The sequence below is a fragment of the Vibrio sp. LQ2 genome (assembly GCF_023920125.1).
GTDB lineage: Bacteria > Pseudomonadota > Gammaproteobacteria > Enterobacterales > Vibrionaceae > Vibrio > Vibrio fluvialis.
This window is the reverse complement of the sequence record NZ_CP085308.1, coordinates 2,041,505-2,061,716: the sequence shown is the minus strand read 5'-3', so window position 1 is coordinate 2,061,716 and position 20,212 is coordinate 2,041,505. Positions and strand designations below refer to the sequence as shown.

Genomic DNA, 20,212 nt, shown 5'->3' with positions numbered 1-20,212 from the left:
GTGTTAAGCAACGGTGACTTTACCTGAATCAACAAATTCGGTTTCAAATCCAGGTTGGTTCACCTTGATGCGATAGGTGAAGAAAAACGCCAGCACGTACAAGGCAGTATAGGTAATCACTACCCCGATGGTGCTGAAGTACGGCAACACGATCACCGCAATCGCTGGTGCCAAAAAGTTCGATAAACCGGCCGACAAGTTATAGACCGAAATCGCCGCGCCTTTGTGCTTGGGTTCCAGCGCAGGAAAGACGGCCGCCATGGGTACAAATGCGGCAACAAAAATACCCAAAGCAATCGCCGGGATCAGCGCCATGGCGAAGTTATTGCCAAAATGCTGGGGAATGTAATAGAACGCAAGACTCGACAGCGCCATGCCCACACAGCCAAACCAGCGCACCACCTTCAACCAGCCCAGTTTCTCGCCCATGATGCCCCAGAAGACATTGGAAAAGATGGTGGTGAAGAAGAAAACCGCCCACACCTGAAGCCATTCGGATGTCGTAAAGCCCAAATCGTCGACAAACATCATCGGCATGATGACCGCAAAACCAAACAGCGACAGCGTATTGATGATGCGAACAAAGCTGGAATAGAGCACATTTTTGTTGGTGTAAAGCAGCGTCACGGCGCGGCTCAGTTCAGTCAGTTTCTGTTTGGTGGTGAGATTGTGCATGTGCGTTGGCGTTTTCACCTTACGCAGCGCAATCATAGCAATCAAACCGCCAGCGGCACAAAACGCCAGTGACAGCCACAAAGTACCCAGCTCGCCAATCCAAGGGATAGTGAAACTTGGAATGTAGCTTCCGGCCACGCCGATGCCGATCGAATACACGGTCCAGAACCACCCCAGCGCGGAACTGACGCCATCACTGCGCACGTTGTGCACGATCACCACAATGAAGGAATAAAGGAACAGCGGATAGGCAAAGCCGCGAATGCCGTAGAACAGCAAAATGAGCGCGTAGTTTGACTGCCCCAACCCGAAGGTTAAGAACAGGACGTGGAAAGTACACCACAGCAAGAAGCCTATTTTCATCGTTTTCTGCGGTGTGATGATCTCTGCAACCACACCGGATACCCAAGCTGCCAGCGCAGCAGCCAAACCATACAGCGTAAAGGCAAAAGAGGACTGCGCTGGCGTAAAGCCCAACTCAGTGATGTAGTGCGACAGGAATGCCAGCTCAAAGCCATCGCCGGTCATAAAGATGGCAATCGCGATGTATCCCCAGATCAGATTGAGTGGCAGTCCAAGCCACTGTTTGCTTACGTTTTCCATATATTCCTCGTTTCGTAGGGTAAAGGAATCCCACGCCCCTTTGCAGGGGCGTAGTCCATGAGGGTTGTGATGATTCTTCTAAAAATTCTTTTTTAAATAGGCTCTTAATGGCCGAGGTTATGACCGTAGGGCCAAATCGTTTTGATAGAGCGCGCGGAAACGGGCATAGCGCTCGCTCAACACGGGTTTGCGATCCGCACAAGGTTGGTAAATGCGGTGAATGTCTGGCTTTTTACATACTTGTGCCACGGATTTACCGGACGCCAAACACGCCAGACGCGCTGCGCCCAGTGCGCCGCCGGTTTCACCGCCTTTGTGCGTCACAATCGGCAGGCCGAGGGTGTCTGCCAGCAGCTGCGCCCAGAATGGGCTGCGAGCGCCGCCGCCGACCAATGAACACTGGTCAATCTGGGTGCCGCTGTCTTGCAAGACGCGCAGACCATCGGCAATCCCAAAGCTCACACCTTCAATCACGGCATAGCCCAACAACGCGCGATTGGTTGAATGGCTCATGCTGTGGAACATGCCCATGGCTTGCGGGTCGTTGTGCGGCGTGCGTTCCCCAGAGAGATACGGTAAGAACAGCGGCGCTTTGGCTTTTTCTTCCTCACTCAACTGCTCAATGTCCGCCAGCAGTTCCACCTCGGTCGCTCCAACAATGCGGCAGAACCACTGCAAACAACTGGCGGCACTGAGCATGACGCTCATCTGATGCCAACGCTGTGGCAATACATGACAAAACGCATGTACCGCCGATTGAGGTGCGGGTCGATATTGTTCGTTCACCACAAACAGCACCCCAGACGTGCCCAAGGAGATAAACGCATCGCCCGGATTTACCGCGCCAACACCAATCGCGCTCACGGCATTATCACCGCCGCCACCAGCAACAATCACCGATGGGCTCAAACCCCATTTGTGCGCCATCTCCGCCGAGATCGGCGCCGACACATCACACCCTTCCACCAATTCAGGCATCTGAGCGCGCGTCAGTTGGCATGTATCCAGCAGCGCATCGGACCAATCGCGCTTGGCGACATCCAGCCACAAGGTGCCGGCCGAATCCGACATATCAGAGACTTTGCGTCCGGTCATTTTGAGGCGCAGGTAATCTTTCGGCAGTAGCACGGTATGAATGCGCGCAAAATTTTCCGGTTCATGTTTGCGCACCCAAATCAGCTTCGGCGCAGTAAACCCCGGCATGGCCAAGTTGCCCGCAATGTCATGCAAATCCGGCGCTGCCACTTCCAGTTCCGCGCACTCTTCGTGGCAACGCGTATCGTTCCACAAAATCGCCGGGCGAATCACCGCGTCGTGGTCATCCAGCAGTACGGCCCCATGCATCTGTCCCGAAAGGCCAATCGCTTTGATCGCGCCCCAATGTTCGGTGCACTTTTCTCGCAACGCGCCAATCAGATAGTTGGTGGCTTCCCACCACTCTTGCGGCGCTTGCTCAGACCAATGCGGATGCGGGCGTTGAATCGTCAGCGGCGCACTGTGTGTGGCGACGGTTTCACCGTGCTCATCAATCACCAGCGCTTTCACTTCCGACGTGCCAAGGTCAATTCCTAAATACATACCTGCTCCTTACTGAATCATGGGGTAAACGGAGGCGATTTTCTCGCGCAGCAGCGCTTCAAATTCAGCGCGCTCAGCCAGTTCACCAAACAATGCTTTGTTACGTGCGTAGAGTGCAATCGGGTCTGCCGACTCAAACATCGCATGTACTGCCGCCGTATCCAGAATGCCGTCTTGATACTCATAAGGCAGCGCACCTTGGTGCCACTGCTGCATAAACACGAAGAACAACGCAGGCAACATTGCGGTTGCTTGCGGTGCGACGCCACGTTGGTAACACTCGATCATCGTTGGAGTGATCATCGCCGGAATTTTCGAGAAACCGTCTGCCGCCACACGCTGGTTGGTGTCTTTGATGTATGGGTTGGTAAAACGCTCTAGCACCACATCACGATACGTGGGCAGGTCGATACCGTTGTCACCCAAGCAAGGGATCACATCCTGCGTCACGTAATCATGCGCAATTTTGTAGATGCTCTCGGTCAGCGTGCTGTCGTGAATAAACGACTGCCCCAGCAAGGTGCCCGCCCACGCAATGCAACTGTGCGACGAGTTGAGAATGCGGATTTTCGCTTCTTCATACGGGATCACTGAATCCACCATTTCAACGCCCACCGTTTCCAGCGCTGGTCGAGCGTCTTTAAAGTTGTCTTCAATCACCCATTGAATAAAGGTTTCGCCCATCACGGGTGCTTGATCATCAATGCCCGTTTGCTGTTTGATGCGAGCCGGCAGATCGGCCGCTGGGCGCGGCGTGATGCGATCGACCATGGTATTCGGACAGGTGGTGTTCTCTTTCACCCATTGCAACACATCGGTTTTGCCAGTCAGCGTCAGAAACTCCATCAACCCATCGCGAAAACGCTCGCCGTTGTGACGCACGTTGTCACAGTTAAGCAGCGTCACCGGGCCTGCCTCGTCTGCCATGCGGCGCTCAAGAATTTTCGTCACGGTGCCGTAAATGGTTTGATGACCGCCGTTGAGATCAGCGCTTAAGACCGCACTGTCGACATCCAGCGTATGGTCAGTTTTGAGGTAGTAGCCGCCTTCGGTCACGGTAAAAGCGATGACTTTCGTCTGCGCTTTAGCCCCTTCGTCAATCAGCGGCGCAAGATCGGCTTGCCAAGGCAGCAGCGTTTGAATCGACTTGATGACTTCGTAATGACGCTTACCCGCCGGGCTCACGGTTTCCAGCACATATTCGCCATTTTGCGCTCGCAACGCGTCGACGGTGGCTTCGGCATCATTGCGGATGTTGCCCGCAGCGATATGCCAGCGTTGATCGCCCGATGCCAACAATTTGTGCAGATACCACGCTTGGTGCGCGCGGTGAAATGAACCCAGACCGATGTGAAGCCACGTGTATTGGTTTTTCATGATGATTCCTCGTTCTTATTGAATGACGCCACTCTAATCGATCAAATTATCAAATAAAGAGCCATAGATCACAAATGAACAAAAGACCATTTAAAGGTCTTTTGTTCATTTGTGGGTAATTGATAACTATTGCACTCCGAAGACGTTCGAGAGAAGATACGAGGTATTCGCGCGCCCAAGACGAAAAATCAAAGCTTTAGAACAGGCGCAAGACATTGAATAATAAGGATGAAATGTGGCAAGAGACGACAGTTTTAAAACCGACCAAATGGTGCGTGCCGCCTGGATGTATTACATCTCCGGCCGCAATCAGAGCGATATTGCGTCTGAACTCGGTTTATCCCGTCCGGTGGTGCAACGTTTGATTGCGGCAGCCAAAGAGGAAGGCATTGTTTCGGTTGGCCTGCACCACCCGATTTCAACATGTTTAGATTACGCAGAACTGCTGAAAGCGAAGTATCAACTGGTGGAGTGCAACATCGTCCCCACCACCAGCGGCGAGGAAACCTTAGATAACGTGTCGTTTGGCTGCTTTCAGTTGATGTCGAAATACGTCAAAGACCAGCAGAATCAAATCATCGGCATCGGCTCGGGGCTGACGCTGAAAAAAGCGATCAACCGGATTGATTTCGAATCGCCCAACAGCCAATGCGTGGCGCTGATCAGCGCGATGGGTGTGAATGGTCAATGTAACTACTACGATGATGTGCCGCTGATTCTGGCGCGGAAAATTCGCGCCAACTATTACCAGTTACCTGCGCCGCGTTACGCCCTGTCAGCCGATGAACTGAAAGTCTGGACCGGCATGCGCGTGTTTGAGGAAGTCGCCGCTGTTGCCAGCAATGCCAACGTGGTGTTTATCGGTATTGGCTCATTGAGTAAAGCAAGCCCAATCATCCAAGATGGCTTTATCTCCGCCGATAAGGCCGACGAGCTAAATCAACAAGGCGCCGTGGGAGAAATTCTCGGCCGCTTCATCAACGCCCAAGGTGACGTGATTGATTGCGCCATCAACACCTTCATCACCAGCCATGACATTCGCAGCAACGACTGCCCACGCATTGGCGCTGCCTGTGGTGAAGACAAACGCCCCGCCATCCTCGCCGCGCTGCGCGGTCGCTGGATCAATGGGTTGGTCACCGACGAAACTACCGCCCGCTGGCTGTTGACACAATAGATAGCAAAAAGGAACGCTCAGCGTTCCTTTTTTAATGACATTTAATTGGTGTAAAAGGCACGTTTGAGCGCCAATTCAACCCCGCGGATCTCCGCCAGTCCTTTTAAGCGTCCAATGCACGAGTAGCCCGGATTGGTTTGCTTTTTCAGATCGTCAATCATCTGATGCCCATGATCAGGACGCATTGGAATGCGACGCACGTTGCCTTGTTGTTCGCGGCGGTGCTCTTCTTTCAGCAGCGCATTGATGACGTTATACATGTCGACATCACCGTCTAAGTGCGCCGCTTCATGGAAACTCATCGGATTGCCTTCTTCACGCAGGGTCGAACGTAAATGCGTGAAGTAAATACGATCGCCATAGGTTTCAATCATGCGCACCAGATCGTTATCGCCACGCACACCATAAGAACCGGTGCACATGGTAATACCGTTCATCATGCTTGGTACTGCCGTTGTCAGTGCTTCAATATCTTCAATCGTCGAGACAATACGCGGCAAGCCCAGAATCGGACGCGGTGGATCATCCGGATGTACCGCCAGCTTGAGACCATACTGCTCACAGGTTGGCATCAACTCTTGCAGGAACAGCACCATATGCTCGCGCAATTTGTCTTTATCGATACCCTGATAAGTATCCAGACGAGCCTGAAACTCTTCCAGTGTGTAACCTTCTTCTGCGCCAGGTAATCCCGCAATAATGTTTGAGGTGAGTTTTTCGATTTGTGCCGAAGACATGCTTTCATAACAGGCTTTCGCTTGCAGCTGTTCCTGCTCAGTGTATTCGGCTTCGGCGCCCGGACGCTTGAGGATAAACAGTTCAAATGCAGCAAACTCAATCTGGTCAAAACGCAGCGCTTTCGAGCCATCTGCCAACTGGTATTCCAGATCAGTACGCGTCCAGTCCAACACTGGCATGAAGTTGTAGCACACCGTATCGATGCCGCACTCTGCCAGATTGATCAGAGATTGCTTGTAGTTTTCAATCCAACGCGCGTATTGGCCTGTGCGAGTCTTAATTTCTTCGTGTACAGGAACACTTTCTACCACCGACCAGTTGAAACCTTTCGCTTCAAGAATAGCTTTACGCTTGAGGATTTCCTCTTTGCTCCACACTTCCCCGTTCGGAATATGATGCAAAGCGGTTACAATTCCCGTCGCGCCTGCCTGTTTAATATCATCCAAAGACACAGGATCGCTTGGGCCATACCAACGCCAAGTTTGTTCCATAATAGTTTCCTAGTTATATATTGTTGAGCAACGTCGTATGACTGCTACAGCGATATATCCAAAGAATTAGCGAAACAGATAGCCATCAAAAGAAGGGTCATCCACATCGGATAATTTGAACAACGTCTGCTTAACATTTTCGATGTGCTGCCACATCGCTTTTCTTGCCCCTTCCGGGTCACGCTTTTGCAACGCCAAGAGGATTTTTTCGTGATCCTCTAACCATTGGTAACGGTAGGTGTTGCTGGTAATACGTGAATGCAGTTGTTGCCACATTGGACTCTCTTCTCGTCGATTCCATAGGTCTTGGAGAATGTCACTCAGAACGCTATTTTGAGAGGCTTCAGCGATCGTTAAGTGGAACATACGATCGCATTCGTAATCTTCTTTATCACTCTCGAGATTAATTCTCTCTTGGTCCAAATAAGAACGAAGACGAGAAATATCATTTTTAGTGACATTAGAAGCAGAGAAACTAGCGATCTGACTTTCTAAAACCTGACGAGCTTGTAACAGTTCAAACGGACCAACATCGCTATTGCGATTTAACTCAGGATCCTGATCTTCGTTTAAAGAGCTCGGAAGTTTAATGACGTAAACTCCCGACCCTTTCCGTACTTCAACAAACCCTTGAAGTTCCAGCATGATAATGGCTTCGCGAACGACAGAACGACTCACATCCAACTCTTCGGCGATTTCACGCTCGGGAGGTAATCGATCCCCGAGACCAAATTCACCAGATGCGATACGTTTCTGCAGCCCGAGGCCAATTTCCTGATAAAGACGTTTTGGATTAATCATGCCAACACTAACACTCAAGTTTGTCTGAATACCCATATGATCTCACTTAATTCACTACCGGTATTGTTTTGTACAGGTGCAACTATAATCGAACCCTAAATAATTGGTCAACCAATCTAAGGTCAACCTTTGATTTGGCTAACTAATTTGATGCCAATGCATCAATTTCCTTCACGTAATGCGCAATCGCTTCATTGTTCAGCGCTTCATCGTGCATCGGTTTTACGGCATCGATAAACGGCTGCTTCTCGACAGGTACAAATGCAACGCCCATGGCGGATTTTGCTTGCTCCTGCGCTTCAGCAATCATCTTGGTCCACAAATCTTTGTGATACAGCATCGATTCTTTTGCCGCTTTACGCACTGCCGTTTGTTGATCAGGAGTGAGTTTGTTCCACGATTTTTCGCTGATGACTAATACATCAGGAATCATGGTGTGTTCATCCATACTGAAATATTTCGCCACCTCGCCATGACGTGAGTTGGTCAACGCGGTTTCATTGTTCTCTGCGCCATCCACCACACCTTGTTGCAGCGCGGTATACAGTTCACCGTAAGCCAAAGGTGTTGGTGCGCCGCCCATTAGCTTAATCATATTGACCGCAGTCGGACTTGGCTGAACCCGGATTTTCATCCCTTTAAGATCCGCTGGCGACTTAATCGGCTTTTGAGCGTAGAAACTGCGCGCGCCACCGTCGTAATACGTTAAGCCAATAAAACCTTTACCCTTTGATGCATCGAGAATTTCATCACCCACTTTACCGGTTAAGGCGCGGTAAAAGTGGTCGCGGTCATGGAAGATATAAGGAATGTTGAACGCGCCGTAAGCCGGTTCAAACGACTCAAGCTCGCTGGCGTTGGATTTAGCAATATCCAGCGCACCATTTTGTAACAGTTCCATTGATTCGCGTTGCGTGCCCAGCTGTCCATTAGGGTAGATGCGAATTTTCACCTCTCCATGGGTGTACTCTTTGACTTTGTCGGCCATGTATTGCATCGACTTGTGCACCGGGTGGTTGCGATCCTGGTTATGACTCAGTTTTAGAATAGTGGTAGCAGAGACAGAAAAAGAAATTGAAGCAGCAGCCACACATGCCATAGCGGCAGACAGTGTTTTTTTACTAAACCGCATAATGTTCTCCATTTAGAATTATGTTGTTTTCATGCGTTATCTTTCAGATCACTGGATGAGTACTGCATGTATTCCTATCTCATCTGCAGTAATTCCCTATTAACTTATCTGTCAAAGCAAACCAATTTCAACCAAAAACTTCAAATTGGTTGACCAATATCATAAAAACCACACCCAACTGTTCAGACCAAATGTTAATGAGAGTTTGATCACAGGCCATTTTGTCTTCACATGCTCTAATCTCAACCGATTTTAAGGAAAACAACCTATCCCTACACACCTATAACAAAAATTGGTTTACCAGGAGTCATTATGGACAAGTTAATAGGCATCATTAATCGGGGGCTGTCGACGTTCTGCATCGTGTTATCCAGCTTTCTCGTTGCCTGCGTCGTCTGGCAAGTTTTTTCTCGGTACGTGCTCAATGCACCAAGCACCACCACCGATGAACTTGCCCGCTTCCTTTTTATATGGGTCGGCCTGATGGGCGCTGCCTATACCCTGGGGCAGAAACGCCACTTAGCGATTGAATTACTTGAACAAATGTTAGAGAACAAGCCTACAAAGCTTGGTGTTCTTCGCCTCGTCATCAACATCGTAAGCGTCATTTTTGCCAGCGTGATCATGATTTACGGCGGTGGGAAACTGATGCTGCAAATCCTCGCCAGTGGTCAGGTCTCTCCTGCTCTGAATCTGCAAATGGGGTACGTTTACTCCGCCATTCCTTTAAGTGGCGTGTTCATGCTGATCTACTTGTCAGCCGATTTTTTGACCAACCTGAGAACACTGAAGTGCGGAAAGCAGCGCAAAGTGGATTCTGTGGCTAACCAATTTAAATAGGAATTTGACTCATGGATTGGCAAATTATTATCGTTCTGTTTGGTACCTTCTTTGTTTTCCTGGGATTAGGGGTGCCGATTTCATTTGGTATCGCGATTTCTTCGTTGTTGACCGTGATGCTGTCGTTACCGTTTGACGCAGCCATTGCCGTGATTTCTCAAAAACTCGCATCTGGCCTTGATAGCTTCTCGCTGCTGGCAATTCCGTTTTTCATCCTCGCGGGCAATATCATGAATCAGGGTGGCATCGCGCTGCGATTGATCGAATTTGCGAAAGTGATTGGCGGCCAATTACCGGGATCACTGGCTCACGTTAACGTGCTGGCGAATATGATGTTCGGCGCAATTTCAGGGTCAGCAGTCGCCTCTGCAGCCGCAGTCGGCGGCACCATGTCACCGCTGCAAAAGAAAGAAGGGTACGATCCGGCGTATTCCGCGGCGGTAAACATCACCTCTTGCCCGACAGGTTTGCTTATCCCGCCCAGCAATACTTTTATTGTCTATTCACTGATTTCTGGCGGCACGTCAATTGGTGCGCTGTTTCTGGCCGGTTACATCCCGGGTTTGATCATGGGTTTGGGACTCATGATTGTCGCGGCGCTGATTGCCAAAAAACGTAACTACCCGGTTTCCGAAAAGCCAAGCCGTCAAATTGTGTTGCAAAAAACATTGGATGCGCTGCCAAGCCTTGGCCTGATTATCATCATCATGGGCGGTATTATCGGTGGTATTTTTACCGCAACAGAAGCGTCTGCCATTGCGGTCATCTATACCCTGCTTCTCGCGGTGGTGTTCTATCGTGAAGTGACCCTCAAGCAACTGCCTTCCATCATTCTGGAATCGGTGGTCACCACGTCGATTGTTCTGCTGCTGATCGGTGCCTCAATGGGCATGTCCTGGGCCATGGCGAACGCCGATATTCCTTACATGATCAGCGATGCGTTGATGAACGTGTCCGAAAATCCCATGGTCGTCATTCTGATCATTAACCTGATTCTGCTCATTGTGGGCGTCTTTATGGATATGACACCGGCCCTGCTGATCTTTACCCCTATCTTTTTGCCTATCGCGATGGATTTAGGGATGGATCCGGTCCACTTCGGCATCATGATGACCTTCAACCTGTGTATCGGTATCTGTACGCCGCCAGTAGGAAGCGCCCTGTTCATCGGCTGCTCTGTCGGCAAGGTGAAAATCGATAAAGTCATTAAACCTCTGCTGCCTTTCTACGCAGTGTTGGTGCTGGCGCTGATGCTCGTCACTTACGTCCCGGAGATCAGCCTGGCGCTGCCTCACGCCTTCCTTGGTTATTAATCTCGCTTGCATTCTCGGGGCGCACAGCTTGTGCGCTCCAATTTAAGGACTAAATAATGAAAACGCTCAAACATTGGGAATGGGATTCAGCTCAAGATAACGAAGTGATTCTTCGATGCGATTCGAAACACACGCTACACATCTTCATTCTCGAAAAAGACATCCTTCGTGTGCTGGTAAAGAAAAATCAGCAGTTACGCCTTGATAGAACCTGGACTGTTTCGCCTTCAGCCGACGATATCGCATGGAACGGCCGAGAAAGAACCTCCACACAAGGCTATTCGCTGCCAGACTATCAACTTACACGTTCAGATGATGAGATTGAAATTGCCACCGATCGTCTCAAACTGACCATCACTCAACCGTTGCAACTGCACTGGAGCCATTTCTCTGAGGGCGATTGGCAGCCGCTGGCTCACGATCGTAAAACGGGGGCGATTCAGTTAGCTACCGGCTCACAAGGCGTCGCACACTTTATGCATCGCGGTGATGACGAGTATTACTTCGGTCTGGGTGAAAAAACAGGCAACCTGAACCGCGAAGGGCGCCGTTTTGAAATGCGCAACCTGGATGCGATGGGCTACAACGCCAGCTCAACCGACCCGCTGTATAAACACATTCCGTTCTACATCACACGCACGCCACAAAACGTCAGCTATGGTCTGTTTTACGATAACCTGGCCAGTTGCTGGTTCGATTTAGGTAATGAGCTCGACAACTATCACATCAAATACCGCAGCTATCGCGCTGAAGATGGCGATCTCGATTTCTATTTCATTCTTGGCCCGAGCGTTCTTGATGTGACCCGCGCATTTACCAAGTTAACTGGCGGCACCCTCTTCGGTCCGAAATGGAGCCTGGGTTACAGTGGTTCAACCATGCGCTATACCGATGAACCCAATTCTCAGGAATTGCTGGAGAGTTTCGTCGATCAATGTCAGGAGCATCAAATTCCCTGCGACTCTTTCCAACTGTCGTCCGGCTATACCTCCATCGGTGACAAGCGCTACGTGTTTAACTGGAACAGCGACAAAGTACCAAACCCGCAAGGCATGTCAGCGCATTTCCACCAGCACGGCCTAAAACTGGCGGCCAACATCAAACCGTGTTTACTTCACGACCATCCGATGTATCAGGACGTCAAACAGCAAGGTCTGTTTATTCAGGATTCCGAAAGCGACACTCCTGAAATCTCGGTGTTCTGGGATGCAGACGGCTCGCACCTCGATTTCACCAATCCGAAAACCGTTGATTGGTGGAAGCATAATGTCACCACGCAGCTGCTTGAAAAGGGCATCGATGCAACCTGGAACGACAACAACGAATATGAGATCTGGGATCAAGACGCGCGCTGTTTCGGCTTCGGCAATCCGATTCCGGTGGGTTTGATCAGACCACTGCAGCCGCTGCTGATGATGAAAGCCTCCTACCATGCGCAACGTGAATTCGCGCCACACCTGCGCCCGTATCTGATTTCCCGCTCCGGCTGTCCGGGCATGAACCGATACGTACAAACCTGGAGTGGCGATAACCGTACCAACTGGACCAGCCTCAAATACAACATAAAAATGGGTCTGGGCATGAGTCTGTCCGGTCTTTATAACCTGGGTCATGACGTCGGTGGATTCTCTGGCGACAAGCCGGATCCTGAACTGTTCGTGCGCTGGGTTCAAAATGGCGTGATGCACCCACGCTTTACGATTCATTCATGGAATGATGACGGCACCGTCAACGAACCATGGATGTATCCGGAAGTGACGCCGATTATTCGCAAGTCGATGGCCTTACGCTACCAGTTGATGCCTTATCTGTACGATGCGCTCTGGCAGGCACACCGCCATCACCAGCCGATGCTGCGTCCGACGTTTCTTGATCATGAGCACGACGCCAATACCTGGTCAGAAAATGACGACTTTATGCTGGGCCAATCCCTGTTAGTGGCCTCTGTCGTTGAACCGGGTCAGCGCGAGCGCGAGGTCTATCTGCCGGATAACACCGCTGGCTGGTATGACTTTTACACTCATCAATGGTTTAGCGCGGGTCAAACCATCACGTTGCCGGCTGAACTGGAGACCCTTCCTCTGTTGGTCAAAGCCGGATGCGCGTTGCCACTCAATCGCGACGTCGGTGTGCAGAACACTCAGGACGATCACCAGCGTACTATTTTGCTCTTCCCTGCCCAGGGCGCGCACAGCTTTACTCAGACCATATTCGATGACGATGGTGAAAGCTATGCCTATCAGGATGGTCAGTATCTGGAACTCGCGCTGTCAGTGACCAGCGATGCAAAGAACATTCATGTATCGCTGACTCGGGGTGGTGACTTCAAACCCGATTACTCGAATATTGAGATTCGACTGCCACAAACCGAAACACGGCAACTGGTTATCGACGGTGAACTGGCCGGCCACACTTATCGTTTTTCAATCTGAGAGCCTGACAAGATGAAGAATATTGCAAATACACCGCTCAACTCTGGCATCTCGCTGCCAGAGTATGACCGAAGCCGTCTGGTGACCCGAATCGTGCATTTGGGTTTTGGCGCCTTTCACCGCGCCCACCAAGGACTATTCACCCACGAGATGTTGGCGAAAACCGACAGCGATTGGGGCATTTGCGAAGTGAACCTGTTTGGCGGAGAGTCGCTGATCCAGTCGCTGTGTAAACAGGATCATCTCTATTCTGTTGCCGAGAAAGGCGCAGAAAGTACCGAAGTTAAAGTGATTGGTTCGGTTACCGAGGCGATGCACCCGGCTAAAAATGGCATCCAAGCCATTCTGGAAAAAATGGCTGAACCTCAGGTCGCGATTGTTTCAATGACCATCACGGAAAAAGGCTATTGCACGGACCCGGCAACAGGCAAGCTGGATAAGAACAATCCGCTGGTTCAACAGGATTTGCTGACTCCACAACACCCCAAATCGGCGCTGGGTTATATCGTGCAGGCGCTGAAATTACGCCGCGAACGAGGTCTGCCAGCGTTTACCGTCATGTCTTGCGACAACGTGCAGGAAAATGGCCATGTAGCCAAAGCGGCAATCCTTGAATTTGCGCAGTCACTTGATGCTGAGTTTCGTGACTGGATTGAAACGCACGTGACGTTTCCCTGCACGATGGTGGATCGTATCGTGCCTGCCGCAACGCCGGAAACACTGAGCGACATTGCCTCCTTACTCGGCTGTGACGACCCATGCGCGATTGCCTGTGAGCCGTTTCGTCAGTGGGTGATCGAAGACAATTTTGTCGCAGGTCGTCCTGAGTGGAATGTCGCTGGCGCAGAGTTTGTCGCGGACGTTGTGCCCTACGAAGAGATGAAACTGAGAATGCTCAATGGCAGCCATTCATTCCTTGCGTATCTGGGCTATCTTGGTGGCTACGACCACATCTCTGACACCATGACTGATGCTGGCTATCGCAAAGCGGCATTCGACATGATGATGAAAGCGCAGGCGCCGTCTCTCTCTATGCCAGCAGGCACAGACCTGAAAGCCTACGCCACGCTGCTGATTGAACGTTTTACCAATCCGAGCCTGAAACACCGTACGTGGCAAATCGCCATGGACGGCAGCCAGAAGATCCCGCAGCGCATGGGCGGCAGCCTGAAATACCATTTAGCCAATGGCACCGATTTCTCTTGGATTGCCACCGCGATCGCCGGCTGGATGCGCTACGTTTCGGGGATTGATGAAGCGGGCAACGAGATTGATGTGCGTGATCCGATGGCAAAACAACTGCGCCACATTTGTGATCAGCATGGTTTTCATGTCTCCGTCGTACCGGCATTACTCGGCATCGAAGCCATCTTTCCACGCGAGCTGGGACAGAACCCGCAGGTTATTGACGCGGTGAGCCGCGCCTATCAGTCACTATTGGATAACGGTGCCCGCGCGACAGTCGCGGCGCTATAAGGAGAGATACGATGAAAACCTTTATGTGCGAAGATTTTTTACTTTCCACGGAAACGGCTCGTCGCCTCTACCACGAGCACGCCAGCAAGCAGCCGATCTACGACTATCACTGTCACCTGAATCCGGCGGAAGTCGCAAGCGATCGCCGCTTCGAAAACCTGACGCAAATCTGGCTGGCTGGCGATCACTACAAGTGGCGCGGTATGCGCTCTGCCGGTGTGTCAGAATCCTTGATCACGGGTGATGCCAGCGACTATGACAAGTATCTTGCCTGGGCAAAGACCGTACCGCAAACGCTGGGTAACCCGCTGTATCACTGGACTCATCTGGAACTTCGTCGCCCCTTTGGCATTACTGGTACGCTGCTCAGTCCGCAGACCGCCGAAACCATTTGGCACCAGTGCAACGAACTGTTGGCCACCCCCGAGTTCTCGGCCCGCGGCATCATGCAGCAGATGAATGTCGTGATGGCAGGTACGACCGACGATCCTACCGACACCCTTGAACATCACCACGCCATTGCGCAGGACGATAGTTTCGACATCGCCGTGTTGCCAAGCTGGCGCCCGGATCGAGCGTTTAAGATTGAACTCGATGGCTTTGCCGATTACCTGCAAAAACTGGGGCAATCAGCGGATATTGAGATTATCCGCTTTGGCGATTTGCTCAGCGCACTCGATAAACGTCTGGCGCACTTCGACGCGCACGGCTGCCGCGCTGCCGACCATGGGATTGAGATTGTGCGTTTTGCTCCTATTCCGACGGAACAGGAACTGGATGCCCTGCTCGCGCGCCGTCTTAGCGGTCAGACACCCAGCGAATTAGAATGCGCCCAGTTTTCAACCGCGGTGCAAGTCTGGCTTGGCCAGCGTTATGCTCAGCTAGGCTGGGTGATGCAGATGCACATTGGTGCCCAGCGCAACAATAACAGCCGCATGTTTGCGCTGCTTGGCGCCGACGCAGGGTTTGATTCCATCGGTGACCGCCCGTTTGCGTTTGAACTGGCGCACCTGTTGGATGAGATGGATAAATCGAACCAGTTGCCACGCACCATTTTGTACTGCCTCAACCCCAGAGATAACGAAATGATGGCGACCATGATCGGCAACTTCCAGGGTGGCGGCATTGCGGGCAAGGTGCAGTTTGGTTCGGGATGGTGGTTTAACGATCAGAAAGACGGCATGCAGCGCCAGATTGAGCAACTGTCTCAGCTTGGCCTGCTTAGCCAGTTTGTTGGCATGCTGACCGACTCACGCAGTTTTCTTTCCTACACGCGCCACGAATACTTTCGTCGCATTCTGTGCGACGTCCTTGGCCGTTGGGCAGAAAATGGCGAAGTGCCTAACGATTTGTCGCTGCTCGGCCCGATGGTCGAAAACATCTGTTTCGGCAACGCCCAGCGTTATTTTGAAGTGAGGGCCTGAGCGATGAAACACATCGCCATCATCGGCGAATGCATGATTGAGCTGAACGGGAAACCGTTCGGCCCTATGCAGCAAACATTCGGCGGCGATACCCTCAACGCCGCGATTTACCTCTGCCGCGGCCGCGAAGCCAACGGGGCAACTCAGGATATTCGCGTCTCCTACGTTACCGCTTTGGGCAGCGACCCGCTCAGTCAGGGCATGATCCAGCGCTGGCAGAATGAAGGTATCGAGACGCAGTGGGTGCTGCGGGATGAACAACGAACACCGGGGTTGTACTTAATCCAACTCGATGAGCAGGGAGAGCGCACCTTTTTATACTGGCGCAATCAATCTGCCGCGCGCTATCTGATGCAACATGCCGATTTCGCGGCGATCAAGTGCGCTTTGTCGAAGGTGGACATGGTGTTTTTAAGCGGCATCACCCTCGCCATATTGCCAGAAAAGGATCGGATTGAACTGCTGCATCTGCTGGCACAGCTGCGTCAGCAAGGGGTGGAAATCGCCTTCGACAGCAATTTTCGCCCGGCTCTGTGGCCAAACGACCAACACGCGACCGTCAGATTCATCTACGAAGCCATGTATCAGATCACCGATCTTGCGCTGGTCACCTTTGATGACGAACAACTGTTATGGGGTGATGTCACGCCTTCACAAACGCTCAGTCGCCTGACCCAGCTCGGCGTAAACCGCTGTGTGGTCAAAAACGGAGCGCAAGGGTGTTCGGTTCAGGAGCGCAGCTCAGTCACTCACAATGTCGCGACAACGCCGGTCGCCAACGTGGTTGACACCACCTCCGCTGGCGATTCGTTCAATGGCGGCTTTCTCTCCGCTTATCTGGCGGGTTACTCACTGGTTGACGCGTGCCAGCGTGGTAACCAACTTGCTGGCGTTGTCATTCAGCATCGCGGCGCGATTATCGACAAAGTACATACTCAGGCCGCTTTGCTGGCCCAATAAGGAACAACCATGTCTGACATTAAACAACAAATTAAAGCTCTTAAAATTATTCCTGTGATTGCCATCGACAACGCGGAGGACATCATTCCTCTGGGTAAAGTGCTGGTCGAAAACGGCCTGCCGGTGGCTGAAATTACGTTTCGCTCCGATGCAGCCGAAGAAGCGATTCGTCTGCTGCGTGAATCTCAACCGAAGATGCTGATTGGCGCGGGAACAGTGCTTAACCGCGCGCAAGTGATTGCCGCCAAAGAAGCCGGCGCCACGTTCATCGTTTCGCCCGGTTTTAACCCGAATACCGTGCGCGCCTGTCAGGAGCTGGGCATTGAGATCATCCCCGGCGTCAACAACCCAAGTGCCGTTGAAGCAGCGCTGGAAATGGGCCTGACCACTATGAAGTTTTTCCCGGCCGAGCCTTCTGGCGGCATCAGCATGGTGAAATCTCTGCTTGCGCCTTATACCGATCTGGAACTGATGCCAACCGGCGGCATCAAACCGTCCAACGTGAATGACTATCTGGCGATCCCGCGCGTCATTGCTTGCGGCGGTACCTGGATGGTCGAAAAGTCGCTGATCGAAAACGGGGAATGGGAAGAACTGGCGCGCCTGACCCGCGAAGCCGTTGCTCTGACGCGCTAATCCATCAATCCAGCTCTTCAAGCCAGAAGAGCATTCTCCGCACTCACGCCAAAAGGGCTTCAGTCATCTGAAGCCCTTTTTATTGGCGGGATGGTGTTAGTGATACGCCTCGCCCACCTGCACTTTGCCGCGAAAGACGTAGTAACCCCAAGCGGTGTACGCCAGAATCGCGGGCAGGATAAACAACACGCCTATCAACGCAAACAGTTGGCTGGAAAGCGGTGACGCCGCCTGCCAGAAGTCAACCGATGGCGGAATGATGCTCGGCCAGATGCTGATCATCAGGCTCACATAGCCGAGTGCAATCAAAAACAGCGTGGCAACAAACGGTTTGTAAGAGTGGCGTTTGCGCAGATTACGCAGAATCAGTGCCACGGCAATCACCGCCAACACTTCCACCGACGCCGTAAAGACCCAGTGATGACCGCTCAGCCACAAGTCAGCCACTTGCGGGTTTAACCACGCGGTCCACACCGCCACCATCGCAATCATCACGATCAACGCGTAAGTCAGCGGGCGACTGTAGTGACGCATTTTGCTCTCCAGCATGCCGTCGGTTTTCATCAGCAACCAGGTACTGCCCAGCAGCGCGTAGGTCAGCGTCAAACCCAACCCACACAGCAGTGGAAACGGCGCCAACCAGTCAAAATCACCCCCGGCAAACTGACGGTTCACCACCGGAATGCCCGCCACGTAAGTGCCCAGTGCAACGCCTTGGAAAAACGCCGCCATGATCGAGCCACCGATGAACGCTTTATCCCACCAGTGACGGGATTTCGCTGACGCTTTAAAGCGAAACTCAAATGCGACGCCACGGAAAATCAGCCCCGCTAATACCAGCACCAGCGGCAGATACAGCGCTTCCAGAATGACGGAATACGCCAGCGGGAATGCGGCGTACAACGTCGCTCCGCCAAACACCAGCCAGGTTTCGTTGCCATCCCACACTGGCGCGACCGTGTTCATCATCACATCGCGCTCTTTTGGGTCGGAGATGAACGGAAAGAGAATGCCTAAGCCTAAGTCAAAGCCATCGAGAATCACGTACAGCAGCAAGCCAAACGCGATGATCACGGCCCAAATCACGGATAAATCGATACCTTGAATGGTCATGTTGTCCTCCTTTATTTCGCCAGACTGAGCGGGTCATCGCTCACGTGTTCTTGCTCAACCGCTGTCGGACCTTTGCCCACCAAGCGCATCATGTAAGTGATCCCGACGGTAAACACCGAGAAGTAAATGATGACAAACAGCGCCAGCGTGATACTCATCTGCAATACATCATGGTTCGACGCCGCATCGCGGGTGCGCATCATGCCGTACACCACCCATGGCTGACGGCCGATCTCCGTCGTGAACCAGCCTGCCAGCAGCGCAATCAGTCCCGATGGCCCCATCAGCAGGACAAAGCGATGGAACAGTTTGGTGTCGTAAAGTTTGCCTTTGCGACGCAGCCACAACGCGGTCAACGCAGACAGAATCATCAACATGCCAAGGCCAGCCATCACGCGGAAACTCCAGAACACGATGGTTGAATTGGGTCGGTCTTCTTTCGCAAAACTTTTCAGCGCCGGGATCTGTTTCTCCAGACTGTGGGTCAGAATTAAGCTGCCCAGATACGGCACTTCAAGGCTGAAGCGGGTTTTCTCCGCGTCCATATCCGGAATCCCGAACAGGATCAACGGCGTCGCTTCGCCCGGTTTATTTTCCCAGTGCCCTTCAATCGCCGCAATTTTCGCGGGTTGATGCTCAAGCGTATTTAAACCGTGTGCATCGCCCACCACCGCTTGCAGTGGCGCCACCAGTAGAATCATCCACATAGCCATTGAGAACATTTTTTTCACTTCAGCACTCTTGCGACCGCGCAGTAAATGCCAGGCCGCTGAAGCGGCAACAAAGAATGCCGTCGACAGGAAGGCAGCCAATGCCATGTGTGCCAGTCGGTACGGGAATGACGGGTTGAACACGATTTTAAACCAGTCGACAGGCACCACGCGGCCATCCACAATTTCAATGCCTTGCGGAGTCTGCATCCAACTGTTGGACGACAGGATCCAGAACGTTGAAATCAGCGTACCAATCGCCACCATCACCGTGGCAAAGAAGTGCATACGGCGGCTGACTTTGTGCCAGCCAAACAGCATGACACCCAAAAATCCGGCTTCGAGGAAAAAGGCCGTCAGCACTTCGTAGGTCAGAAGTGGTCCGGTGACACTGCCGGCGAAATCAGAAAAGCGCGCCCAGTTGGTGCCAAACTCATACGACATCACCAAGCCGGACACCACGCCCATGCCAAAGTTAACGGCGAAAATTTTGCACCAGAAGTGATACAGATTTTTGTATACCGGATTGTCGGTTTTCATCCAGCGCCATTCCAGCACCGCGAGAAAACTGGCCAGCCCAATGGTGATCGCCGGGAAAATAATGTGAAACGACACCGTGAACGCAAACTGAATGCGCGCCAGGTCGAGAGCCTCTAAATGAAACATACCAGAATCCTTAATCTTTCAGAGGTCGCTGGCCCTGCCGCATAACACAAAGCAGGGCCAATGAGATAAA

The 20,212-nt window shown here is 52.0% G+C and carries 16 protein-coding genes; 8 read left to right on the top strand and 8 right to left on the bottom strand.

All coding sequences use genetic code 11. The annotated features are described in order from the left end of the window. Positions 1 to 3: 3 nt before the first annotated feature. The 3 genes from LGV68_RS09660 to dalD all read right to left on the bottom strand — a co-directional run bounded on the left by LGV68_RS09660 (position 4) and on the right by dalD (position 4,233). The gene (locus LGV68_RS09660) at positions 4 to 1,278 is read right to left on the bottom strand and encodes an MFS transporter (protein WP_020329192.1); all 1,275 of its coding nucleotides are present in this window, start codon (positions 1,276 to 1,278) and stop codon (positions 4 to 6) included. A gap of 117 nt (positions 1,279 to 1,395) precedes the next feature. Continuing rightward, entirely contained in the window at positions 1,396 to 2,856 is a 1,461-nt protein-coding gene (xylB, locus tag LGV68_RS09655) for a xylulokinase (RefSeq protein WP_252536650.1), read from the bottom strand. Positions 2,857 to 2,865: 9 nt separating this feature from the next. Beyond that, entirely contained in the window at positions 2,866 to 4,233 is a 1,368-nt protein-coding gene (gene dalD / locus LGV68_RS09650; RefSeq protein ID WP_252536648.1) for a D-arabinitol 4-dehydrogenase, read from the bottom strand. Between the two features lie 235 nt (positions 4,234 to 4,468). Between dalD and LGV68_RS09645 the strand changes: the two genes are divergently transcribed. Beyond that, positions 4,469 to 5,410: a sugar-binding transcriptional regulator gene (locus tag LGV68_RS09645; RefSeq protein ID WP_004726908.1), complete on the top strand. Its 942-nt coding sequence runs from the start codon at positions 4,469 to 4,471 to the stop codon at positions 5,408 to 5,410. Positions 5,411 to 5,451: 41 nt separating this feature from the next. Here the strand turns inward: LGV68_RS09645 and uxuA are convergent, their stop codons facing one another. The 3 genes from uxuA to LGV68_RS09630 all read right to left on the bottom strand — a co-directional run bounded on the left by uxuA (position 5,452) and on the right by LGV68_RS09630 (position 8,539). Continuing rightward, complete coding sequence (gene uxuA / locus LGV68_RS09640) at positions 5,452 to 6,639, bottom strand: mannonate dehydratase (protein ID WP_020432200.1); 1,188 nt, start codon at positions 6,637 to 6,639, stop codon at positions 5,452 to 5,454. A 66-nt stretch (positions 6,640 to 6,705) separates the two neighbouring features. Continuing rightward, complete coding sequence (locus LGV68_RS09635; protein WP_020329187.1) at positions 6,706 to 7,476, bottom strand: FCD domain-containing protein; 771 nt, start codon at positions 7,474 to 7,476, stop codon at positions 6,706 to 6,708. 106 nt (positions 7,477 to 7,582) lie between these two features. Then, entirely contained in the window at positions 7,583 to 8,539 is a 957-nt protein-coding gene (locus tag LGV68_RS09630; protein WP_225869412.1) for a TRAP transporter substrate-binding protein, read from the bottom strand. A 345-nt stretch (positions 8,540 to 8,884) separates the two neighbouring features. On the opposite strand from LGV68_RS09630, the gene LGV68_RS09625 reads away from it, so the two are divergent. From LGV68_RS09625 to LGV68_RS09595, 7 genes are read left to right on the top strand one after another with little or no spacing between them, the layout of a single operon-like run. After that, entirely contained in the window at positions 8,885 to 9,412 is a 528-nt protein-coding gene (locus LGV68_RS09625; protein ID WP_024374297.1) for a TRAP transporter small permease, read from the top strand. A gap of 11 nt (positions 9,413 to 9,423) precedes the next feature. Further along, entirely contained in the window at positions 9,424 to 10,725 is a 1,302-nt protein-coding gene (locus tag LGV68_RS09620) for a TRAP transporter large permease (protein WP_020329184.1), read from the top strand. A gap of 56 nt (positions 10,726 to 10,781) precedes the next feature. After that, on the top strand, positions 10,782 to 13,157 hold the full coding sequence (locus tag LGV68_RS09615; RefSeq protein ID WP_252536646.1) for a glycoside hydrolase family 31 protein: 2,376 nt from the start codon (positions 10,782 to 10,784) through the stop codon (positions 13,155 to 13,157). A gap of 12 nt (positions 13,158 to 13,169) precedes the next feature. Next, positions 13,170 to 14,633 (top strand): fructuronate reductase, encoded by a 1,464-nt coding sequence (locus LGV68_RS09610; protein ID WP_252536644.1) that lies wholly within the window; start codon positions 13,170 to 13,172, stop codon positions 14,631 to 14,633. A gap of 11 nt (positions 14,634 to 14,644) precedes the next feature. After that, positions 14,645 to 16,057 carry a glucuronate isomerase gene (uxaC, locus tag LGV68_RS09605; RefSeq protein ID WP_252536642.1) on the top strand — a complete coding sequence of 471 codons (1,413 nt, stop codon included), beginning with the start codon at positions 14,645 to 14,647 and terminating at the stop codon, positions 16,055 to 16,057. A gap of 3 nt (positions 16,058 to 16,060) precedes the next feature. Continuing rightward, complete coding sequence (locus LGV68_RS09600; RefSeq protein WP_172558605.1) at positions 16,061 to 17,017, top strand: sugar kinase; 957 nt, start codon at positions 16,061 to 16,063, stop codon at positions 17,015 to 17,017. Between the two features lie 9 nt (positions 17,018 to 17,026). Further along, on the top strand, positions 17,027 to 17,653 hold the full coding sequence (locus LGV68_RS09595) for a bifunctional 4-hydroxy-2-oxoglutarate aldolase/2-dehydro-3-deoxy-phosphogluconate aldolase (protein WP_158143357.1): 627 nt from the start codon (positions 17,027 to 17,029) through the stop codon (positions 17,651 to 17,653). 96 nt (positions 17,654 to 17,749) lie between these two features. On the opposite strand, the gene cydB is transcribed toward LGV68_RS09595, so the two are convergent. Both cydB and LGV68_RS09585 read right to left on the bottom strand, forming a co-directional pair. Beyond that, a complete protein-coding gene (gene cydB / locus LGV68_RS09590; RefSeq protein WP_202650696.1) occupies positions 17,750 to 18,766 on the bottom strand; it encodes a cytochrome d ubiquinol oxidase subunit II in 1,017 nt (338 codons plus the stop codon). An 11-nt stretch (positions 18,767 to 18,777) separates the two neighbouring features. Next, positions 18,778 to 20,142 carry a cytochrome ubiquinol oxidase subunit I gene (locus LGV68_RS09585; protein WP_222735282.1) on the bottom strand — a complete coding sequence of 455 codons (1,365 nt, stop codon included), beginning with the start codon at positions 20,140 to 20,142 and terminating at the stop codon, positions 18,778 to 18,780. Positions 20,143 to 20,212: the final 70 nt, after the last annotated feature.